The sequence below is a fragment of the Streptomyces sp. NPDC014864 genome (assembly GCF_043081525.1).
Classification (GTDB): Bacteria; Actinomycetota; Actinomycetes; order Streptomycetales; family Streptomycetaceae; genus Streptomyces.
In genome coordinates this window covers 95,573-112,715 of the sequence record NZ_JBIBWT010000011.1, presented here as the reverse complement: position 1 = coordinate 112,715, position 17,143 = coordinate 95,573, and the positions used below count along the sequence as shown (strand labels likewise).

Here is a 17,143-nt window from a genome sequence, read left to right as displayed (position 1 = left end):
CCGGACCGGAGAGCGAGGGATCACTAGTGCGCCGCGCCGTCTGTCCCGGGTCGTTCGACCCGATCACCAACGGACACCTCGACATCATCGCCCGCGCGTCCCGGCTGTATGACGAGGTCTACGTCGCCGTGATGATCAACAAGTCCAAGAAGGGCCTGTTCGAGATCGACGAGCGGATGGACCTCATCCGCCAGGTCACCGCCGAGTTCGGGAACGTCCGGGTCGAGGCCTTCCACGGCCTCCTCGTCGACTTCTGCAAGCAGCGCGACATCCCCGCCATCGTCAAGGGCCTGCGCGCGGTCAGCGACTTCGACTACGAGCTGCAGATGGCCCAGATGAACATCGGCCTCACGGGCGTCGAGACCCTCTTCGTGCCCACCAACCCCACCTACAGCTTCCTGTCGTCCTCCCTGGTGAAGGAGGTCGCGGCCTGGGGCGGCGACGTCTCCCACCTGGTGCCGCCGCAGGTCTTCGCAGCGCTCGGCGAACGCCTGAAGCAGGACTGAGGGCCCGGCGGGAGCTGACGGGCCGTCACCCGGTGTCCCGCGGCCGCACCATGGCCGTACAGTCGTCCCGTCCGTCTCCAACACATCGGTAGAGAGTGGCGAGCACACGGTGGACGTGCAGAAGAAGCTCGACGAGATCGTCTCAGCGGTCTCCAGCGCCCGGTCCATGCCCATGTCGGCCTCGTGCGTGGTCAACCGCGCCGATCTGCTCGCGATGCTCGAAGAGGTGCGCGAGGCCCTGCCCGGCTCGCTCGCGCAGGCCCAGGAGCTCATCGGCGGCCGCGAGCAGATGGTGGAGGAGGCCCGGCGCGAGGCCGAGCGGATCATCGACGGCGCGCACGCCGAGCGCGGTTCGCTGATCTCGGACACCGAGATCGCCCGCCGCTCCCGGGCCGAGGCCGACCGGATCCTCACCGAGGCCCGCACCGAGGCCGAGGAGATCCGCGCCGAGGCCGACGACTACGTCGACTCCAAGCTCGCCAACTTCGAGGTCGTCCTCACCAAGACCCTCGGCTCGGTCGGCCGCGGCCGCGAGAAGCTGCTCGGCACCGGCCCCGGCCTCGACGAGCAGGGCTACGAGGACGAGGACGCCCCCGAGCGCAGCCACGACCCGGACACCCTGCGCCGCGACGCGGACGCGTACGTCGACGCCAAGCTGGGCGCCTTCGAGGCGGTCCTCGCCAAGACCCTGGACGCGGTCGGCCGCGGCCGGCAGAAGCTGCACGGCCGGATCGCCACCGACGACCTCGGTGCCCTCGCCGACGACACCACGACGTTCCAGCATTCCAGCGACGCCGACTACCTGGCCGACCTCGCGGCCCTCGCCGAGCAGGACACCCCGGCCGAGCAGCCCTCCGTGCCGCAGCAGCCGGCCGTGCCGCCGCAGCCCGCCGTGGCGCAGCAGTACGACCAGCAGGCCGCCTACGGCTACCAGCAGCAGGACGTCTACGGCGGCTACCAGCAGGAGTACGCCCAGCCGGACCCGTACGGCTACCAGCAGGCCGACCCCTACGCCTATCAGGGGTACGACGGCGGGCAGGGGGCGTACGACCAGCACCAGGCCCAGGACCAGGCCCATCAGCCGCACCAGGCCCAGCAGGGGCAGGGCTACGCCCTCGACGAGACCAGCCTCTTCGACACCAGCATGATCACGCCCGAGCAGATGCGAGCCTACGAGCGGGAACGCGGCCTCTAGCTAGCCTTTCTTTCGGATCAGTCCGGCTCCGGGCGACGGTGCCTTCCGAGGTGCCAGACGCCGCGACCCCGGCAAGATCCGAAAGAGAGGGCCCAAGCGCCCGGGGACCGCTGACCGGCCGCCCAGGGACCACCCGCGGACCGCGGCGTGACGTCTGTGCGGGCCGGGAGCGCCCACCCGGATTGGGCCGACAGCGAAAGGTCCAGTATCCTGGCTCTTCGGTCGCGCATAAGCCCGCGATCAGCGCTGCCCGGCGACACCGTGGGGCAGTGTCCCTCTGAGCTCAGAAGATCGAAAGCAGGAATGGCCTCCAAAGCCCGCCTCGACCACCGCAACCCACTCGTGTTCGACACACACGAGCTGGGACGGCGTCCCGGTGCGCTGCAGCGGCTCACCCGCTCGATCCCGGCCCCCAAGGACTTCGGCGTCCAGGGGGTCGTCGGAGTGCCGGAAGGCGCCCCGGTGGAGCTCGAACTCCGACTCGAGTCGGTCATGGAAGGTGTGCTCGTCACCGGCACCGCCCGTGCACAGGCCGAGGGGGAGTGCGTAAGGTGTCTGGAGCCGGTCGAGCTGGAGCTCGACGCGGACTTCCAGGAGATGTTCTCGTACCCTGACGCCGACGACCGGGGCCGCGTGATCGCGGAACCGGGCGACGACGCCGAGGACGACGAGGACAGGCTCTTCCTCGAGGACGGCCTGTTCGACCTCGAACCCGTGCTGCGTGACGCGGTGGTGCTCGCACTGCCGATGCAGCCGGTGTGCCGGGAAGACTGCCCGGGACTGTGCTCCGAGTGCGGAGCGCGGCTCGCGGACGACCCGGGGCACCACCATGACGCCGTCGACATCCGTTGGGCGGCACTGCAGGGACTCGCCGGTTCACTCGAAGACGGCGAGAAGGACGAGATGAGCGGCGCCGAAGCGGGCGTCGACGAGAAGCAGGAGAAGTAGCCGTGGCTGTTCCGAAGCGGAAGATGTCGCGCAGCAACACGCGCCACCGCCGGTCGCAGTGGAAGGCTGCGGTCCCCACCCTGGTTGCGTGCGAGCGCTGCCACGAGCCCAAGCAGCAGCACATCGCGTGCCCGTCGTGCGGCACCTACAACAAGCGCCAGGTCCTCGAGGTCTGAGCGGCTGGTGAGAGGCACCGTGTCCACTGCCAAGAAGGCGGATGACGCCAAGGCGGAACCAACCGCCCGGAAAAAGTCGGACAACACGGCCTCGTCCCACACGCTTCTGGAAGGGCGGCTCGGCTACCAGCTCGAGTCCGCCCTTCTGGTGCGTGCGCTGACCCACCGTTCGTACGCGTACGAGAACGGCGGTCTGCCGACGAACGAGCGCCTGGAGTTCCTCGGGGACTCCGTCCTCGGTCTCGTCGTCACCGACACGCTGTACCGCACCCACCCCGACCTGCCCGAGGGCCAGCTGGCCAAGCTGCGGGCCGCGGTGGTCAACTCGCGTGCGCTGGCGGAGGTCGGCCGCGGCCTCGACCTGGGTTCCTTCATCCGGCTCGGCCGTGGTGAAGAGGGCACGGGCGGCCGGGACAAGGCGTCCATTCTCGCCGACACCCTGGAAGCGGTGATCGGCGCGGTCTACCTCGATCAGGGCCTCGACGCGGCCTCCGAGCTGGTGCACCGCCTGTTCGATCCGCTGATCGAGAAGTCCTCGAACCTCGGAGCCGGCCTGGACTGGAAGACCAGCCTCCAGGAGCTCACCGCGACCGAGGGGCTCGGCGTGCCCGAGTACCTGGTCACGGAGACCGGCCCCGACCACGAGAAGACCTTCACTGCTGCCGCCCGCGTCGGAGGCGTCTCGTACGGCACCGGCACCGGCCGCAGCAAGAAGGAGGCGGAGCAGCAGGCCGCCGAGTCCGCCTGGCGGTCCATCCGGGCCGCGGCGGACGAGCGTGCCAAGGCGGCGGCCGAGGCCGTCGCGGCCGCCGAGGACAGCGCGGACGCCGAGTCGGCCTCCGCCTGACCCGGCGCACGCCGCTTCCGCAGCACAGCGCACCCGAGCGCCCGCCCCTGCCCGGGGCCGGGCGCTCGGTCGTACAGGAGGGCCGGCGGCCCCGCGGCCGAGCGCCGCGCAGCCGCGGACCCGCGGAGAACGGGGGAGTCCATGCCCGAGTTGCCCGAGGTCGAGGTCGTACGGCGGGGCCTGGAGCGGTGGGTCGCCCACCGGACCGTCGCCGACGTCGAGGTGCTGCACCCGCGCGCGGTCCGGCGGCATCTCGCCGGCCCGGACGACTTCGCGCACCGCCTCAAGGGCCACCGCATCGGCACGCCCCACCGCCGCGGCAAGTACCTGTGGCTCCCCCTGGAGGGCTCCGGCCAGGCGATCCTGGCCCACCTCGGCATGAGCGGCCAGCTGCTGGTCCAGCCGCGGGAGGCGCCCGCCGAGAAGCACCTGCGCATCCGCATCCGGTTCGCGGACAGCCTCGGCACCGAGTTGCGCTTCGTCGACCAGCGCACCTTCGGCGGGCTCTCGCTGCACGACACCACCCCCGACGGGCTGCCCGACGTCATCGCCCACATCGCCCGGGACCCCCTCGACCCGCTCTTCGACGACGAGGCCTTCCTCCGGGCGCTGCGCCGCAAGCGCACCACCATCAAGCGGGCGCTGCTGGACCAGTCGCTGATCAGCGGGGTCGGCAACATCTACGCGGACGAGGCGCTGTGGCGGGCCCGCATCCACTTCGAGCACCCCACCGCGACCCTCACCCGACCGCGCACGGCCGAACTCCTCTGCCACGTCAGGGACGTGATGAACCAGGCCCTGGCCCTGGGCGGCACCAGCTTCGACAGCCTGTACGTCAACGTCAACGGCGAGTCCGGGTACTTCGACCGCTCCCTGGACGCCTACGGCCGCGAGGGCCTGCCCTGCCGCCGCTGCGCCACCCCGATGCGCCGCCGCCCGTGGATGAACCGCTCCAGCTACTTCTGCCCGAAGTGCCAGCGGGCACCGCGCGAACGCCTCAGGACCGTCCGCATCCCACCCGGCCCCTACGGTCCCGCCGCGAGCTAGGGCCTCTCTTTCGGATCTTGCCGTGGGTTGCGGGTCCGGCACGCACTCCCCCAAACTCTTCGAGCAGGGGCACCGCCAGCCGCGTTGTCGTCACTCGCCGACGCTCCGCGTCGACTCCTTCCTCCGCCTTGCAGTTGCACGCACCAGACCCCGCTCGGGCACCTCGGAAGGCACCGTGGCCCGAGCCGGCCTGATCCGAAAGAAAGGCCCTGGACGGGACCGGCCGGACAGGTCCTAGACCCGGCGGGCGTCGTACGCCTCGCGTGCCGCCAGCACGTCGTCCATACGGCCCTCCACGCAGTGGATGAGGGCCAGCAGCCGCCCGGCGACCTCGTGGCCGAGAGGGGTCAGTTCGTAGTCCACACGGGGCGGGTTCGTCGGCTGGGCCTCGCGGTGCACCAGCCCGTCGCGCTCCAGCGCGTGCAGCGTCTGGGACAGCATCTTCTCGCTCACGCCGTCCACGCGGCGGCGCAGCTCGTTGAAGCGCAGGGAGCCCTCGTGCAGCGCGCCGAGGATGAGCGAACCCCAGCGGCCGGTGACGTGCTCCAGCGTGCCGCGCGAGGGACAGGCCTTGGCGAACACGTTGTAAGGGAGGTTCTGTTCCTCCGTACACTCCTGCGCGATGCTCATACCCCAAGCGTACGCGAACGCAGCGCTGCCCCGCAGTTTGCGCTAACCATGAGTTAGCGCAAGTCGGCCGGGCCCTGGCCCTGCTTGGTTGCGGGGTCGATTCGCGTGTCAGGCGGTGAAGCCACCGTCGACATGGATCGATGCTCCGGTGATGCACGGGCCGTCCGGACTCGCCAGGTGGGCGACGGTGGCCGCGATCGCGGACGCTTCCGCGTAACGGAGTGCCAAGGCCCCTGACCTGCGGCTATCTCAATAGCCGAAGTCCTGTGTCCACCAGGGGCCGCCGGAGCCGAAGTGGACGCCCACGCCCAGGGTCCTGAAGTCGCAGTTCAGTATGTTGGCGCGGTGGCCGGGGCTGTTCATCCAGGCCTCCATCACCGCCGCCGCGTCCGCCTGGCCCCGGGCTATGTTCTCGCCGCCGAGGCCGGTGATCCCGAGCGTCGCGGCCCGGTCCCACGGCGAGGCGCCGCTGGGGTCGGTGTGGTCGAAGAAGTCCTGGTCGGCCATGGCCTTGCTGAAGTTCTCCGCCAGCTCGGTCAGCGCGCTGTTCGCCGTCACCGGGCTGCAGCCCACCTTCGCCCGCTCCTCGTTGACGAGCTCGAGCACCTGCGCCTCGGCGGCCGCCTGCTGGGAGACCGCCGCCGGGGGGGCCTGGTTCTTGCTTCCCGCCTTGGGGGGCTTGTGGGCCGGCGTGCTGGGCTTGGGCTGCTTGGTCCGGCTCGGCGCGGCCGTGGTCGGCTTCACCGACGGCGACCCGGTGGGCGGGGCCGACGGCGCGGCGGAGGCCGACGCCGAGGCCGAGCCGGAGGCGGACTGCCCCGGCGCGGGGGCCCGGTCCGCGTCACGGCTGGTCGACGAGCCCCCGGTCCGGTCCTGGGCGCTGCCCGAGGTACCGCCCTGCTCCGAGGCCGAGTTCGTCGGCGATCCCGCGGCCTGCACCGCGTCGGCGCCGCTGGTGCTCCCGCCGCCCAGCTTGTAGTTGTCCAGACCTGGCACCGCTCCGGTCGCCACGGCCACCGTGCCGATGGCGACGGCGGCCGAGACTCCGAGCAGGCCCGAGCGTACGGGCGTGGCGGCGGCCTTCTTCCGGCGGCGGTGCCCGCCGCCCCGGCGCGGACCCTCCGCGGGGGAGAAGCCCTCGGCCGGGAAGGCCACGGTGTCGGCGGAGCGGGCGTGGGGCTCGTTCGGCGTGAAGAGGTACTCCTGGGCCTTGGCGTAGGCGTCGGCGTACAGGTCCGGGTTGAGGTAGGGCGCGATGCCCATGCGGTCGTCGTCCGCGTACACGTCCCGGAGGCCGTTTCCGTCCGCGTACACGTCCCGGAGGCCGCTTCCGTGCGGGTACGCGTCCCGGAGGTCGTAGCTGGGCGGGTACGCGTCCCGGAAGTCGTGGCTGGGGGAGTGCGGGTCCCGGAGGTCGTGGCTGGGGGAGTACGCGTCCCGGAAGTCGTGGCTGGGGGAGTGCGGGCCCCCGAGGTCGTAGCCGGGCGAGTACGAATCCCGGAAGTCGTGGCCCTGCGGGTACGCGGCCCAGAGGTCGTCCTGGCCCTGCGGGTACGCGCCGTATGTCTCCGTGGTCCCCCTGGCGGCGCGGCCGGCGTCCGAGTCCGAATGTCGGTGGCGTCCCATGTCCTGGCCTTCCTCGTCCCCAGCGGTCGACCCGGACGCGGAGCCGTCAGGGTCAACCCAACTCACTCGATCGAGTGAGTTTCATATGAGATTCATTGGGTGGGGACGGTACCGCATGGCGCGGAGGGAGGAAGTGCCCCCGGAGACATTGGCCCGTTAGGTTGCACCCATGAGCGAGGATGTACGGATGACCGCGTGGGTGCGCGGACACGTCCAGGGTGTGGGTTTCCGCTGGTTCACCCGGGCCCGGGCCCTGGAGATCGGCGGCCTGCGTGGTTTTGCTCTCAATCTCGGCGACGGACGGGTCCAAGTGGTCGCCGAGGGCCCGCGCGACGGCTGCGAGCGGCTGCTCGCCTGGCTCCAGGGCGGCGACACGCCCGGACGCGTCGACGGAGTCACCGAGATCTGGGACACACCCCGCGGCGACTACGAGGGGTTCGTCGAGCGCTGAGCCCGACCCGCCCGGAGCACCCCGGAAGCGGAGTCGCGTGCCGGGGGCATCTGCCGGAAGCAGGCCCGGAGCGGAAAAGGGCAGGTCGTTGCCGAGAAGGGCTTGCCGCGGCGCGCTCCGCACGGCAGGATGATCGCCACGCCCCGAGGGGCCCCGCAGGAGCAGTCGCGCCGCCTTTCCGGCCGCGCGCCCCCGGGACGCCCGTCGATACGGGGCGTGATCGTGTTGACCGTCAAACTTTTTGGTGAGACGCTGAAAACCCGCGCACCTTAGCTGTTTGGCATGGATGAACGGCAGCACGAACTCAACAGTGCCAAGCACTCCGGGTGCAAATCCCTCACGACCCACACCGGCTCGGTCGGTCACTCAGTGTGGAGGACCATCCATCATGGCAAAGGCGCTTCTCGGTTACGTCGGCGGCTCCGACCCTCGACTCCTCGCCGAGATGCGACGGCTCCAGCAGCGCGTCCAGGACCTGGAATCCGAACTCGTACGCATCCAGGCGGAGAACGACGCGCTGGCGGCTGCCGCTTCTCACGACAGGATCATGGAGCGCGTCGACGCACACCAGGCGGAGCCTGCGCTCACCTGATCACTGCATCGCACCCCGACACAGTGGTTGGGCTGCCCGTATCAACCGCTCAGTTGTCAGAGTTGCAAGGGACGCTTCGGCGTCCCTTCTTTCTTTCTTGCCCCCGTGCATCCTTTCACCGTCTTTAACGTTTGGTGTGCCCTGCACGTTCACCGGTGAAACCGCGGGTTCATGGAGCGGGACATCGGCGGCGGGTAGAGTCCGGCGGCGTGCACCTCAAGGCCCTGACCCTCCGCGGCTTCAAGTCGTTCGCCTCGGCGACCACGCTCCGGTTCGAGCCGGGCATCACGTGCGTCGTCGGACCGAACGGCTCGGGCAAGTCCAACGTCGTGGACGCGCTCAGCTGGGTCATGGGCGAACAGGGCGCCAAGTCGCTGCGCGGCGGCAAGATGGAGGACGTCATCTTCGCCGGCACCACCGGGCGCCCCCCGCTCGGCCGCGCCGAGGTGTCCCTGACCATCGACAACGCCGACGGGGCCCTGCCCATCGAGTACGCCGAGGTCACCATCACGCGGATCATGTTCCGCAACGGCGGCAGCGAGTACCAGATCAACGGCGACACCTGCCGGCTGCTCGACATCCAGGAACTGCTGTCCGACTCCGGCATCGGCCGCGAGATGCACGTCATCGTCGGCCAGGGCCAGCTCGACTCCGTCCTGCACGCCGACCCGACGGGCCGCCGCGCCTTCATCGAGGAGGCCGCGGGCGTCCTCAAGCACCGCAAGCGCAAGGAGAAGGCGCTGCGGAAGCTGGACGCGATGCAGGCCAACCTCGCCCGCGTGCAGGACCTCACCGACGAACTGCGCCGTCAGCTCAAGCCGCTCGGCCGCCAGGCCGCGGTGGCCCGCCGCGCGGCCGTGATCCAGGCTGACCTCCGCGACGCCCGGCTGCGCCTGCTCGCCGACGACCTCGTACGGCTGCGGGAGGCGCTCCAGGCCGAGGTCGCCGACGAGGCCGCGCTCAAGGAACGCAAGGAAGCCGCCGAGCGGGACCTGCGCGGTGCCCTCCAGCGCGAGGCCCGGCTCGAGGACGAGGTACGGCGGCTCACCCCGCGTCTCCAGCGCGCCCAGCAGACCTGGTACGACCTGTCCCAGCTCGCCGAACGCGTCCGCGGCACCGTCTCCCTGGCCGACGCCCGGGTCAAGAGCGCCACCTCCGCGCCCCTTGAGGAGCGGCGCGGACGCGACCCGGAGGACATGGAGCGCGAGGCCGCCCGCATCCGCGAGCAGGAGGCCGAACTGGAGGCGGCCCTGGAGGCGGCCCAGCGCGCCCTGGACGACACGGTCGCCCACCGCGCCGAGCTGGAGCGCGAGCTCGCCCTCGAGGAGCGGCGCCTGAAGGACGCGGCCCGCGCCATCGCCGACCGCCGTGAGGGGCTCGCCCGGCTCAGCGGCCAGGTCGGCGCGGCCCGTTCGCGCGCCGCCTCCGCCCAGGCCGAGATCGACCGGCTCGCCGCCGCACGGGACGAGGCGCGCGACCGCGCCGGCTCGGCCCAGGAGGAGTACGAGGCGCTCAAGGCCGAGGTCGACGGACTCGACGCCGGCGACGAGGAGCTCGCCGCACGGCAGGAGGCCGCCAAGGAGCGGCTCGCCGCGGCGGAGGCCGGCCTCACGGCGGCCCGCGAGGCGGTCACCGCCGCCGAGCGCAGCCGGGCGGCGACCCAGGCCCGGCACGACGCCCTGGCCATGGGACTGCGCCGCAAGGACGGCACGGGCGCGCTGCTCGGCGCCCGGGACCGGCTCACCGGACTGCTGGGCCCCGCCGCCGAGCTGCTGACGGTCACCCCGGGGCACGAGGTCGCGCTGGCGGCGGCCTTCGGCGCGGCCGCGGACGCCCTCGCGGTGCGGACCCCCTCCGCGGCGGCGGACGCGATCCGCCTGCTGCGCAAGCAGGACGCCGGACGCGCGGCGCTGCTCGTCGCCGGCGCCCCCGACGACGTACCGGAGCAGGAGCGTCCCGACGGCCCGCCCCGCGCCGCCGACCTGGTCCGCGGCCCCGCCGAACTGATGCCCGCGGTACGGCGGCTGCTGCGCGGAACCGTCGTCGTCGGCACCCTGGAGGACGCCGAGGAGCTGGTCTTCGCGCGGCCCGGTGTGACCGCCGTGACGGCCGAGGGCGATGTGCTCGGGGCGCATTTCGCGCAGGGCGGCTCGGCCGGGGCCCCCAGCCTGCTGGAGGTGCAGGCCTCCGTCGACGAGGCCGCCGCCGAACTGGCGGAACTGGCCGTGCGGTGCGAGGAGCTGACCGCCGCCCAGGCCCGGGCCGCCGAGCAGCGCACCGAGTGCGCCGCGCTGGTCGAGGAGCTCGGCGAACGGCGCCGGGCCGCCGACCGGGAGAAGTCCGCCGTCGCGCAGCAGCTCGGGCGGCTCGCCGGGCAGGCCCGCGGCGCGGCCGGCGAGGCCGAGCGGTCGGCGGCGGCGGCCGCCCGGGCCCAGGACGCGCTCGACAAGGCCCGCCAGGAGGTGGAGGAACTCGCCGAACGGCTCGCCGTCGCCGAGGAGATGCCGATCGAGGAGGAGCCCGACACCTCCGTACGGGACCGGCTCGCCGCCGACGGCGCCAACGCCCGCCAGACAGAGATGGAGGCCCGCCTCCAGGCCCGTACCCACGAGGAGCGGGTCAAGGGCCTGGCCGGCCGGGCCGACTCCCTGGACCGGGCCGCCCGCGCCGAACGTGAGGCACGCGCGCGCGCCGAGCAGCGGCGCGCCCGGCTGCGCCACGAGGCGGCCGTCGCCGAGGCCGTCGCCTCCGGCGCCCGGCAGCTCCTCGCGCACGTCGAGGTGTCGCTGGGCCGTGCGGAGCGGGAGCGGGCCGCCGCCGAGGCCGCCAAGGCCCGCCGCGAGCAGGAGCTCGCCCGGGCGCGCACCGAGGGACGCGACCTCAAGGCCGAACTCGACAAGCTGACGGACTCGGTGCACCGGGGCGAGGTGCTCGGCGCCGAGAAGCGGCTGCGGATCGAGCAGCTGGAGACGAAGGCGCTGGAGGAGCTCGGCGTCGAACCGGCCGGGCTGATGGCCGAGTACGGCCCCCACCAGCTGGTGCCGCCCTCACCGCCCGCCGAGGGGGAGCAGCTGCCGGAGGACCCGGAGCACCCGCGCAACCGGCCCCGCCCGTACGCGCGCGCCGAGCAGGAGAAGCGGCTCAAGGCGGCCGAGCGCGCCTACCAGCAGCTCGGCAAGGTCAACCCGCTGGCCCTGGAGGAGTTCGCCGCGCTGGAGGAACGCCACAAGTTCCTCAGCGAGCAGCTCGAGGACCTGAAGAAGACGCGTGCCGACCTGCTCCAGGTCGTCAGGGAGGTCGACGAGCGCGTCGAGCAGGTCTTCACCGAGGCCTACCGGGACACCGCCCGCGAGTTCGAGGGCGTCTTCAGCCGCCTCTTCCCGGGCGGTGAGGGGCGGTTGGTGCTGACCGACCCCGACAACATGCTCACCACCGGCGTGGACGTCGAGGCGCGTCCGCCGGGCAAGAAGGTCAAGCGGCTGTCCCTGCTCTCCGGCGGGGAGCGGTCGCTGACGGCGGTCGCGCTGCTGGTGTCGATCTTCAAGGCCAGGCCGAGCCCGTTCTACGTCATGGACGAGGTCGAGGCCGCCCTCGACGACACCAACCTGCAGCGGCTGATCCGCATCATGCAGGAGCTGCAGGAGGCTTCGCAGCTCATCGTGATCACGCACCAGAAGCGCACGATGGAGGTCGCCGACGCGCTGTACGGCGTCTCCATGCAGGGCGACGGTGTGTCGAAGGTCATCTCCCAGCGTCTGCGCTGACCACGGCCCCGCTTCGGGTGCTCCCGCCCCGGCGGCCGCGGAGCCCCCGTGTGCCCCCGGGACTTCCGGGTAGACGGGCCGAGAGTCCCATCTGAGTTCACTACTTGAACACAAGGCCGACACACGTTCCGGGGAAGCTCACAGCGTCTGCCCTATTGACTTCGAAACTTGAAGGCATAGTCTCTGCAACGTTGTTTTTACCTTCAGGTCTCACGAACCCGAAGGGCAGACCCCCCACCCCCGGCAGCGTTGCCGGTGGCCCGAGGAGTACACGTGACCAGCACAGCGCAGGCCCCCAAGTCAGGAGCCAGGACGGCTCAACCCGAGAATCTCGGGCACGTCATCTTCATCGCGGCGGCGGCCGCGATGGGCGGTTTCCTCTTCGGCTACGACAGTTCCGTGATCAACGGCGCGGTCGAGGCCATCCGGGACCGCTACGACGTCGGCTCCGCGGCGCTGGCCCAGGTCATCGCCATCGCCCTCATCGGCTGCGCCGTCGGCGCCGCGACCGCCGGCCGTATAGCCGACCGCATCGGCCGCATCCGGTGCATGCAGATCGCCGCCGTCCTCTTCACGGTCAGCGCCGTCGGTTCCGCGCTGCCCTTCTCGCTGTGGGACCTCGCCTTCTGGCGGGTCGTCGGCGGATTCGCCATCGGCATGGCCTCGGTCATCGGCCCGGCCTACATAGCCGAGGTCGCCCCGCCCGCGTACCGCGGCCGCCTCGGCTCCTTCCAGCAGGCCGCGATCGTCGTCGGCATCGCCATCTCGCAGCTGGTCAACTGGGGCCTGCTCAACGCCGCCGGCGGCGACCAGCGCGGCAACCTGTGGGGCCTGGAGGCCTGGCAGGTCATGCTCGGCGTGATGGTCGTCCCGGCCGTCCTGTACGGGCTGCTCTCCTTCGCCATTCCCGAGTCCCCGCGCTTCCTGATCTCCGTCGGCCGGCGCGACCGCGCCCGGGAGATCCTCGCCGAGGTCGAGGGCAAGGACGCCGACCTGAACGCCCGCGTGGCCGAGATCGAGACCGCCATGAAGCGCGAGGAGAAGTCGAGCTTCAAGGACCTGCTCGGCGGCGGCTTCTTCTTCAAGCCGATCGTCTGGGTCGGCATCGGCCTGTCGGTCTTCCAGCAGTTCGTCGGCATCAACGTCGCGTTCTACTACTCCTCGACGCTGTGGCAGTCGGTGGGCGTCGACCCGACGGACTCGTTCTTCTACTCGTTCACCACGTCGATCATCAACATCCTCGGCACCGTGATCGCGATGATCTTCGTGGACCGCGTCGGCCGCAGGCCGCTCGCGCTCATCGGCTCGGTCGGCATGGCCCTCGGTCTGGCGCTGGAGGCGTGGGCCTTCTCCCACGACCTGGTCGGCGGCAAGCTGCCCGCCACCCAGGGCTGGATCGCCCTGATCGCCGCCCATCTGTTCGTCCTCTTCTTCGCCCTCTCCTGGGGTGTGGTCGTCTGGGTCATGCTCGGCGAGATGTTCCCGAACAAGATCCGTGCCGCCGCCCTGGGCGTGGCCGCCGCCGCGCAGTGGATCGCCAACTGGGCCATCACTGCGAGCTTCCCGTCGCTGGCCGACTGGAACCTGTCCGGCACCTACGTGATCTACACGGTCTTCGCCGCGCTCTCCATCCCGTTCGTCCTGAAGTTCGTCAAGGAGACGAAGGGCAAGTCGCTGGAGGAGATGGGCTGAGCCTCGCCAGAGGCCCACTGACTCGAGGAGACGGGCCAAGTCCCCGCTGCCCCTCTCCTCGAACCCCGTAGGACGTACTGCCCCGGCTCACGCATCGAGCCGGGGCAGTGCGTCTTCGCGGAACAGGCGCAGACCGCGCCGGACCTCGGGGCGGCCCGGGAGGGTCCGCCCGCCAGGTGCGGGCGCGGGTGCGGGTCCGAGTACGGGCGCGGGGTGACCCGCACGGTGGGTACGGCCCGGGAAGGTGAAGGGCTCACCCGTCGGGTCGTGCAGCGGGCCGATCGCCGCCGCCACCGTGACCGCGGGCCGCCGGGTCGCGCCGAGCACGGCACCGGCGAGGGCGAACGGCGAGGGCAGCCATGCCGCCCTCAGTTGTCCGCCACCCCGTGGTGCTCCTCGGTCAGCACCACGGCGATCCCGCGGTCGCCGGCGTACGCGGCCCTCTCGGCGGCCGCCCGGCAGCACGGGCTGAGCGAGGCCGGGGTGCCGGCGGTCTCGACGAGGTCGAAACGGACGGCCGTGACGGGCATGGCGACGTCCCCCGTCACCGGGCGGGTGTGCAGGGGGACGTCAACTGACGGAGTGTCCGACTGCGATCTCGGCGGCGGACGTGCCGTTCGGGTCGGGGGCCGGCCGGTGGGGCGGGGTCAGGCGCCGACGCCCGCCCGCTCCTCGGCGGGCTCCGGCGTGCCGGCGGGCGCCGCCACCACCGCGGGCTTGGGCAGCACCGTGTACAGCAGGCCCGAGATCACGATCGTGGCGACCCAGCCGAGGCCGTACTCGCCGACGACGTTGTTCCGGGCCAGCGGGCCCGTGAACCAGTCGGAGGTGGTGAACATCAGGCCCGCGCCCAGGCCGGCCGCCCAGGCGGTCACCGCGGCGGGGGAGAAGCCGCCCCGGTACCAGTAGGCGCTGGTGCGCGTGGTGTCGGCCAGGGCACGGCCGTCGTACTCCGCGCGCCGCAGCATGTCCGCGCCGAAGACGCCGACCCAGGCGGAGAACGCCACCGCGAGCAGTGACAGGAACGCGATGAACGAGCCCAGGAAGCTCGTCGCCACCAGCATCAGGACACCGCCGAGGGCGAGCGAGATCACGGCGTTCACCGAGACCGCCCAGTGGCGCGGCACCCGGAAGCCGAGGGTCTGCGCGGTGAAGCCCGCCGAGTACATGGACATCGAGTTGATCAGCAGCATCCCGATCAGGGCGATCAGCAGGTACGGCACCGCGAGCCACGTCGGCAGGATCTCGCCGAGGAAGGAGACCGGGTCGGCGGCGGAGGCCAGGTCCGGCGTGGAGACCGCCATCACCGCGCCCATCAGCACCATGGGCAGGACGACGAGGCCGGCGCCGCCGACCGTGGTGCCCACGATCGCCTTCGACGAGGCGGTGCGCGGCAGGTAGCGGGTGAAGTCCGGCGCCGACGGGATCCAGCTGACACCGCCCGCCGCGATCAGCCCGATGCCCGTGATCACCGCGGCCGTGGACCCGGCGGGCCGGCCGACGACCGCGGACCAGTCGGTGCGCACCACCAGATGACCGAGGACCAGGACCGAGAAGAGACCGAAGAGGTAGGTCGCGTACTTGTTGCACTTCTGCACGGCGTTGATGCCGAGCCCGGAGATCGCGAAGGTCGCGACGACGAACGCCAGCAGCATGACCATGTCCAGCACGCCGCTCGCGCCGAGCCCGAAAAGGATCTTCAGGATGGTGAGCATCGCGTAGGCGCCGGTCACCGCGTTGATCGTCTCCCAGCCCCAGCGGGCGACCCAGATCAGCGAACCGGGCAGCAGGTTCCCGCGCTGCCCGAACGCCGCGCGGGACAGCGCCATGCCGGGCGCCCCGCCGCGCTTGCCCGCGATCCCGATCAGCCCCACCAGCCCGTACGACACGACGGGCGCCGCGGCGGCGACGACGAGCGCCTGCCAGACGTCGAGGTGGTACGCCACGACGAGGCTCGCGCCCATCGTGAGCAGCAGCACGCTGATGTTGGCACCCACCCAGGTGGGGAACAGTTCGCGGGTCCTGGCGGTGCGGTCGTGGTCGGGCACCTGCTCGATGCCGCGGGTCTCCAGGGCGCCTTCGGTCTCGGCGGTCTTGCGCATAAAAAAGTGGTTCCGTGCCTCGGTCGTGGGGACAGGGGAGGTGCGGTCGTGGGGAGAGAGACGGGGAGACTGGGGGACTGGACGTCGCGGCTCCACGCGGGTGGACGCGAGAGGATCCATCGTACTTTGATCCGACTCGTGCCTTTAAGTGGTGTTTGTCTCCTCGGCGCAGGCACAAGCAGGGTGTCGCCGCAACCCATGGCTGATACTGGACGGGTTATGGAAACCGTCATCCTTGCTGTAGTCATCGCCGTGGTCGTGCTCGGCGCACTCGGCGGGCTCATCGTCGGCAGCCGACGGAGAAAGTCGCTGCCCCCGCCGCCCCCCGCGCCGCCCGACATCACCGCCCCCCCGGCCGAGCCGCACGTCGGCGACGAGGCCGAGACGCCGCGCGAAGAGCCGCGGCGAACGATCGAGGAGGTGGACCTTCCGGGCGACTCGGCTCCCGTGGCCGTGGAGGAGCCGCCCACCGCCGAGGACCTGCTCCCGGCACCCGTCATCGAGGTGCCGGAGCCCACCGCGGGCCGGCTGGTCCGGTTGCGCACCCGGCTCTCCCGCTCGCAGAACGCGCTGGGCAAGGGCCTGCTCACCCTCCTGTCGCGCGAGCACCTCGACGAGGACACCTGGGAGGAGATCGAGGACACGCTGCTCACCGCCGACGTCGGCGTGCAGCCCACCCAGGAACTCGTCGACCGGCTGCGCGAGCGCGTCCGCGTGCTCGGCACCCGCACCCCCGAGGAGCTGCGCGGTCTGCTGCGCGAGGAGCTGCTCACGCTGGTCGGCACCGACCTGGACCGCACGGTCAGGACCGAGCCGCCCACCAGCAAGCCGGGCATCGTGATGGTCGTCGGGGTCAACGGCACCGGCAAGACCACCACCACCGGCAAGCTCGCCCGGGTCCTGGTGGCCGACGGCCGCAGCGTGGTCCTCGGCGCCGCGGACACCTTCCGCGCGGCCGCCGCCGACCAGCTCCAGACCTGGGGCGAAAGGGTCGGCGCCCACACCGTGCGCGGCCCGGAGGCCGGCGACCCCGCCTCCGTCGCCTTCGACGCGGTCAAGGAGGGCAAGGAGATGGGGGCCGACGTGGTCCTCATCGACACCGCCGGCCGGCTGCACACCAAGACCGGTCTCATGGACGAGCTCGGCAAGGTCAAGCGCGTCGTCGAGAAGCACGCCCCGCTCGACGAGGTGCTGCTCGTGCTGGACGCGACCACCGGGCAGAACGGCCTGGTGCAGGCCCGTGTCTTCGCCGAGGTCGTCGACATCACCGGCATCGTGCTGACCAAGCTCGACGGCACGGCCAAGGGCGGCATCGTGGTCGCGGTCCAGCGCGAGCTGGGCGTACCGGTGAAGCTCATCGGGCTCGGCGAGGGCGCGGACGACCTGGCGCCGTTCGAGCCGGAGGCGTTCGTGGACGCCCTGATCGGCGACTGACCGAACCCGTCGCCCCACGCGCGGCGCCCGTCCCCGGGGTCCAGTCGGGGGCGGGCGCCGTCGCCGTGTCCGGGGGTGCGGGACGGGTGCCCGTCCGCGGGTGCCGTCTCGCGGGCGGTTCCCGGGTGCCGGA

The 17,143-nt window shown here is 71.8% G+C and carries 15 protein-coding genes and 1 pseudogene; 11 read left to right on the top strand and 5 right to left on the bottom strand.

Annotation, left to right across the window (positions count from 1 at the left end):
• Window positions 1-26 precede the first annotated feature (26 nt).
• The 6 genes from coaD to mutM all read left to right on the top strand — a co-directional run bounded on the left by coaD (window position 27) and on the right by mutM (window position 4,719).
• A complete protein-coding gene (coaD, locus tag ACF1A5_RS21120; RefSeq protein WP_392194500.1) occupies window positions 27-506 on the top strand; it encodes a pantetheine-phosphate adenylyltransferase in 480 nt (159 codons plus the stop codon).
• Window positions 507-615: 109 nt separating this feature from the next.
• Entirely contained in the window at window positions 616-1,701 is a 1,086-nt protein-coding gene (locus ACF1A5_RS21115) for a cell division initiation protein (protein ID WP_392194387.1), read from the top strand.
• A 303-nt stretch (window positions 1,702-2,004) separates the two neighbouring features.
• Window positions 2,005-2,649 (top strand): YceD family protein, encoded by a 645-nt coding sequence (locus ACF1A5_RS21110; RefSeq protein ID WP_392194386.1) that lies wholly within the window; start codon window positions 2,005-2,007, stop codon window positions 2,647-2,649.
• A gap of 2 nt (window positions 2,650-2,651) precedes the next feature.
• Window positions 2,652-2,825: a 50S ribosomal protein L32 gene (rpmF, locus tag ACF1A5_RS21105; protein WP_003951102.1), complete on the top strand. Its 174-nt coding sequence runs from the start codon at window positions 2,652-2,654 to the stop codon at window positions 2,823-2,825.
• A gap of 7 nt (window positions 2,826-2,832) precedes the next feature.
• Window positions 2,833-3,672 (top strand): ribonuclease III, encoded by an 840-nt coding sequence (gene rnc / locus ACF1A5_RS21100; RefSeq protein WP_392194385.1) that lies wholly within the window; start codon window positions 2,833-2,835, stop codon window positions 3,670-3,672.
• A 141-nt stretch (window positions 3,673-3,813) separates the two neighbouring features.
• Window positions 3,814-4,719, top strand: coding sequence for a bifunctional DNA-formamidopyrimidine glycosylase/DNA-(apurinic or apyrimidinic site) lyase (gene mutM, locus ACF1A5_RS21095; protein WP_392194384.1), 906 nt, complete (start codon window positions 3,814-3,816; stop codon window positions 4,717-4,719).
• Between the two features lie 234 nt (window positions 4,720-4,953).
• Here mutM and ACF1A5_RS21090 read toward each other — a convergent pair whose 3' ends face one another.
• The 3 genes from ACF1A5_RS21090 to ACF1A5_RS21080 all read right to left on the bottom strand — a co-directional run bounded on the left by ACF1A5_RS21090 (window position 4,954) and on the right by ACF1A5_RS21080 (window position 6,975).
• Window positions 4,954-5,349 carry a winged helix-turn-helix transcriptional regulator gene (locus ACF1A5_RS21090; protein WP_392194383.1) on the bottom strand — a complete coding sequence of 132 codons (396 nt, stop codon included), beginning with the start codon at window positions 5,347-5,349 and terminating at the stop codon, window positions 4,954-4,956.
• Between the two features lie 108 nt (window positions 5,350-5,457).
• Window positions 5,458-5,577, bottom strand: a complete 120-nt coding sequence (locus ACF1A5_RS21085) for an SDR family oxidoreductase (RefSeq protein WP_392194382.1) — start codon at window positions 5,575-5,577, stop codon at window positions 5,458-5,460.
• A gap of 21 nt (window positions 5,578-5,598) precedes the next feature.
• Window positions 5,599-6,975, bottom strand: a complete 1,377-nt coding sequence (locus ACF1A5_RS21080; protein ID WP_392194381.1) for a CAP domain-containing protein — start codon at window positions 6,973-6,975, stop codon at window positions 5,599-5,601.
• A gap of 169 nt (window positions 6,976-7,144) precedes the next feature.
• Between ACF1A5_RS21080 and ACF1A5_RS21075 the strand changes: the two genes are divergently transcribed.
• From ACF1A5_RS21075 to ACF1A5_RS21060, 4 genes are all read left to right on the top strand, one after another.
• On the top strand, window positions 7,145-7,426 hold the full coding sequence (locus tag ACF1A5_RS21075; protein WP_392194380.1) for an acylphosphatase: 282 nt from the start codon (window positions 7,145-7,147) through the stop codon (window positions 7,424-7,426).
• Window positions 7,427-7,814: 388 nt separating this feature from the next.
• Entirely contained in the window at window positions 7,815-8,018 is a 204-nt protein-coding gene (locus ACF1A5_RS21070) for a hypothetical protein (protein WP_018567931.1), read from the top strand.
• 209 nt (window positions 8,019-8,227) lie between these two features.
• Window positions 8,228-11,782 (top strand): chromosome segregation protein SMC, encoded by a 3,555-nt coding sequence (gene smc / locus ACF1A5_RS21065; protein ID WP_392194379.1) that lies wholly within the window; start codon window positions 8,228-8,230, stop codon window positions 11,780-11,782.
• Window positions 11,783-12,055: 273 nt separating this feature from the next.
• Window positions 12,056-13,474 (top strand): sugar porter family MFS transporter, encoded by a 1,419-nt coding sequence (locus tag ACF1A5_RS21060; RefSeq protein WP_392194378.1) that lies wholly within the window; start codon window positions 12,056-12,058, stop codon window positions 13,472-13,474.
• Window positions 13,475-13,608: 134 nt separating this feature from the next.
• On the opposite strand, the pseudogene ACF1A5_RS21055 reads toward ACF1A5_RS21060, so the two are convergent.
• Together ACF1A5_RS21055 and ACF1A5_RS21050 are read right to left on the bottom strand one after the other, a co-directional pair.
• A pseudogene (locus ACF1A5_RS21055) lies at window positions 13,609-14,004 on the bottom strand (LLM class flavin-dependent oxidoreductase); the annotation flags it as partial.
• 117 nt (window positions 14,005-14,121) lie between these two features.
• Window positions 14,122-15,576: a cytosine permease gene (locus ACF1A5_RS21050; protein ID WP_392194377.1), complete on the bottom strand. Its 1,455-nt coding sequence runs from the start codon at window positions 15,574-15,576 to the stop codon at window positions 14,122-14,124.
• Window positions 15,577-15,795: 219 nt separating this feature from the next.
• Here ACF1A5_RS21050 and ftsY point away from each other — a divergent pair, with 219 nt between their 5' ends.
• On the top strand, window positions 15,796-17,010 hold the full coding sequence (gene ftsY, locus ACF1A5_RS21045) for a signal recognition particle-docking protein FtsY (RefSeq protein WP_392194376.1): 1,215 nt from the start codon (window positions 15,796-15,798) through the stop codon (window positions 17,008-17,010).
• The last annotated feature ends 133 nt before the right edge of the window (window positions 17,011-17,143 follow it).

Bases quoted from the DNA above. Each gene is read 5' to 3' on its own strand.
- ACF1A5_RS21110 (WP_392194386.1), top strand. From the start codon at position 2,005: ATGGCCTCCAAAGCCCGCCTCGACCACCGCAACCCACTCGTGTTCGAC.
- mutM (WP_392194384.1), top strand. From the start codon at position 3,814: ATGCCCGAGTTGCCCGAGGTCGAGGTCGTACGGCGGGGCCTGGAGCGG.
- ACF1A5_RS21090 (WP_392194383.1), bottom strand. From the start codon at position 5,349: ATGAGCATCGCGCAGGAGTGTACGGAGGAACAGAACCTCCCTTACAAC.
- ACF1A5_RS21080 (WP_392194381.1), bottom strand. From the start codon at position 6,975: ATGGGACGCCACCGACATTCGGACTCGGACGCCGGCCGCGCCGCCAGG.
- ACF1A5_RS21075 (WP_392194380.1), top strand. From the start codon at position 7,145: ATGAGCGAGGATGTACGGATGACCGCGTGGGTGCGCGGACACGTCCAG.
- ACF1A5_RS21070 (WP_018567931.1), top strand. From the start codon at position 7,815: ATGGCAAAGGCGCTTCTCGGTTACGTCGGCGGCTCCGACCCTCGACTC.
- ACF1A5_RS21050 (WP_392194377.1), bottom strand. From the start codon at position 15,576: ATGCGCAAGACCGCCGAGACCGAAGGCGCCCTGGAGACCCGCGGCATC.
- ftsY (WP_392194376.1), top strand. From the start codon at position 15,796: ATGGAAACCGTCATCCTTGCTGTAGTCATCGCCGTGGTCGTGCTCGGC.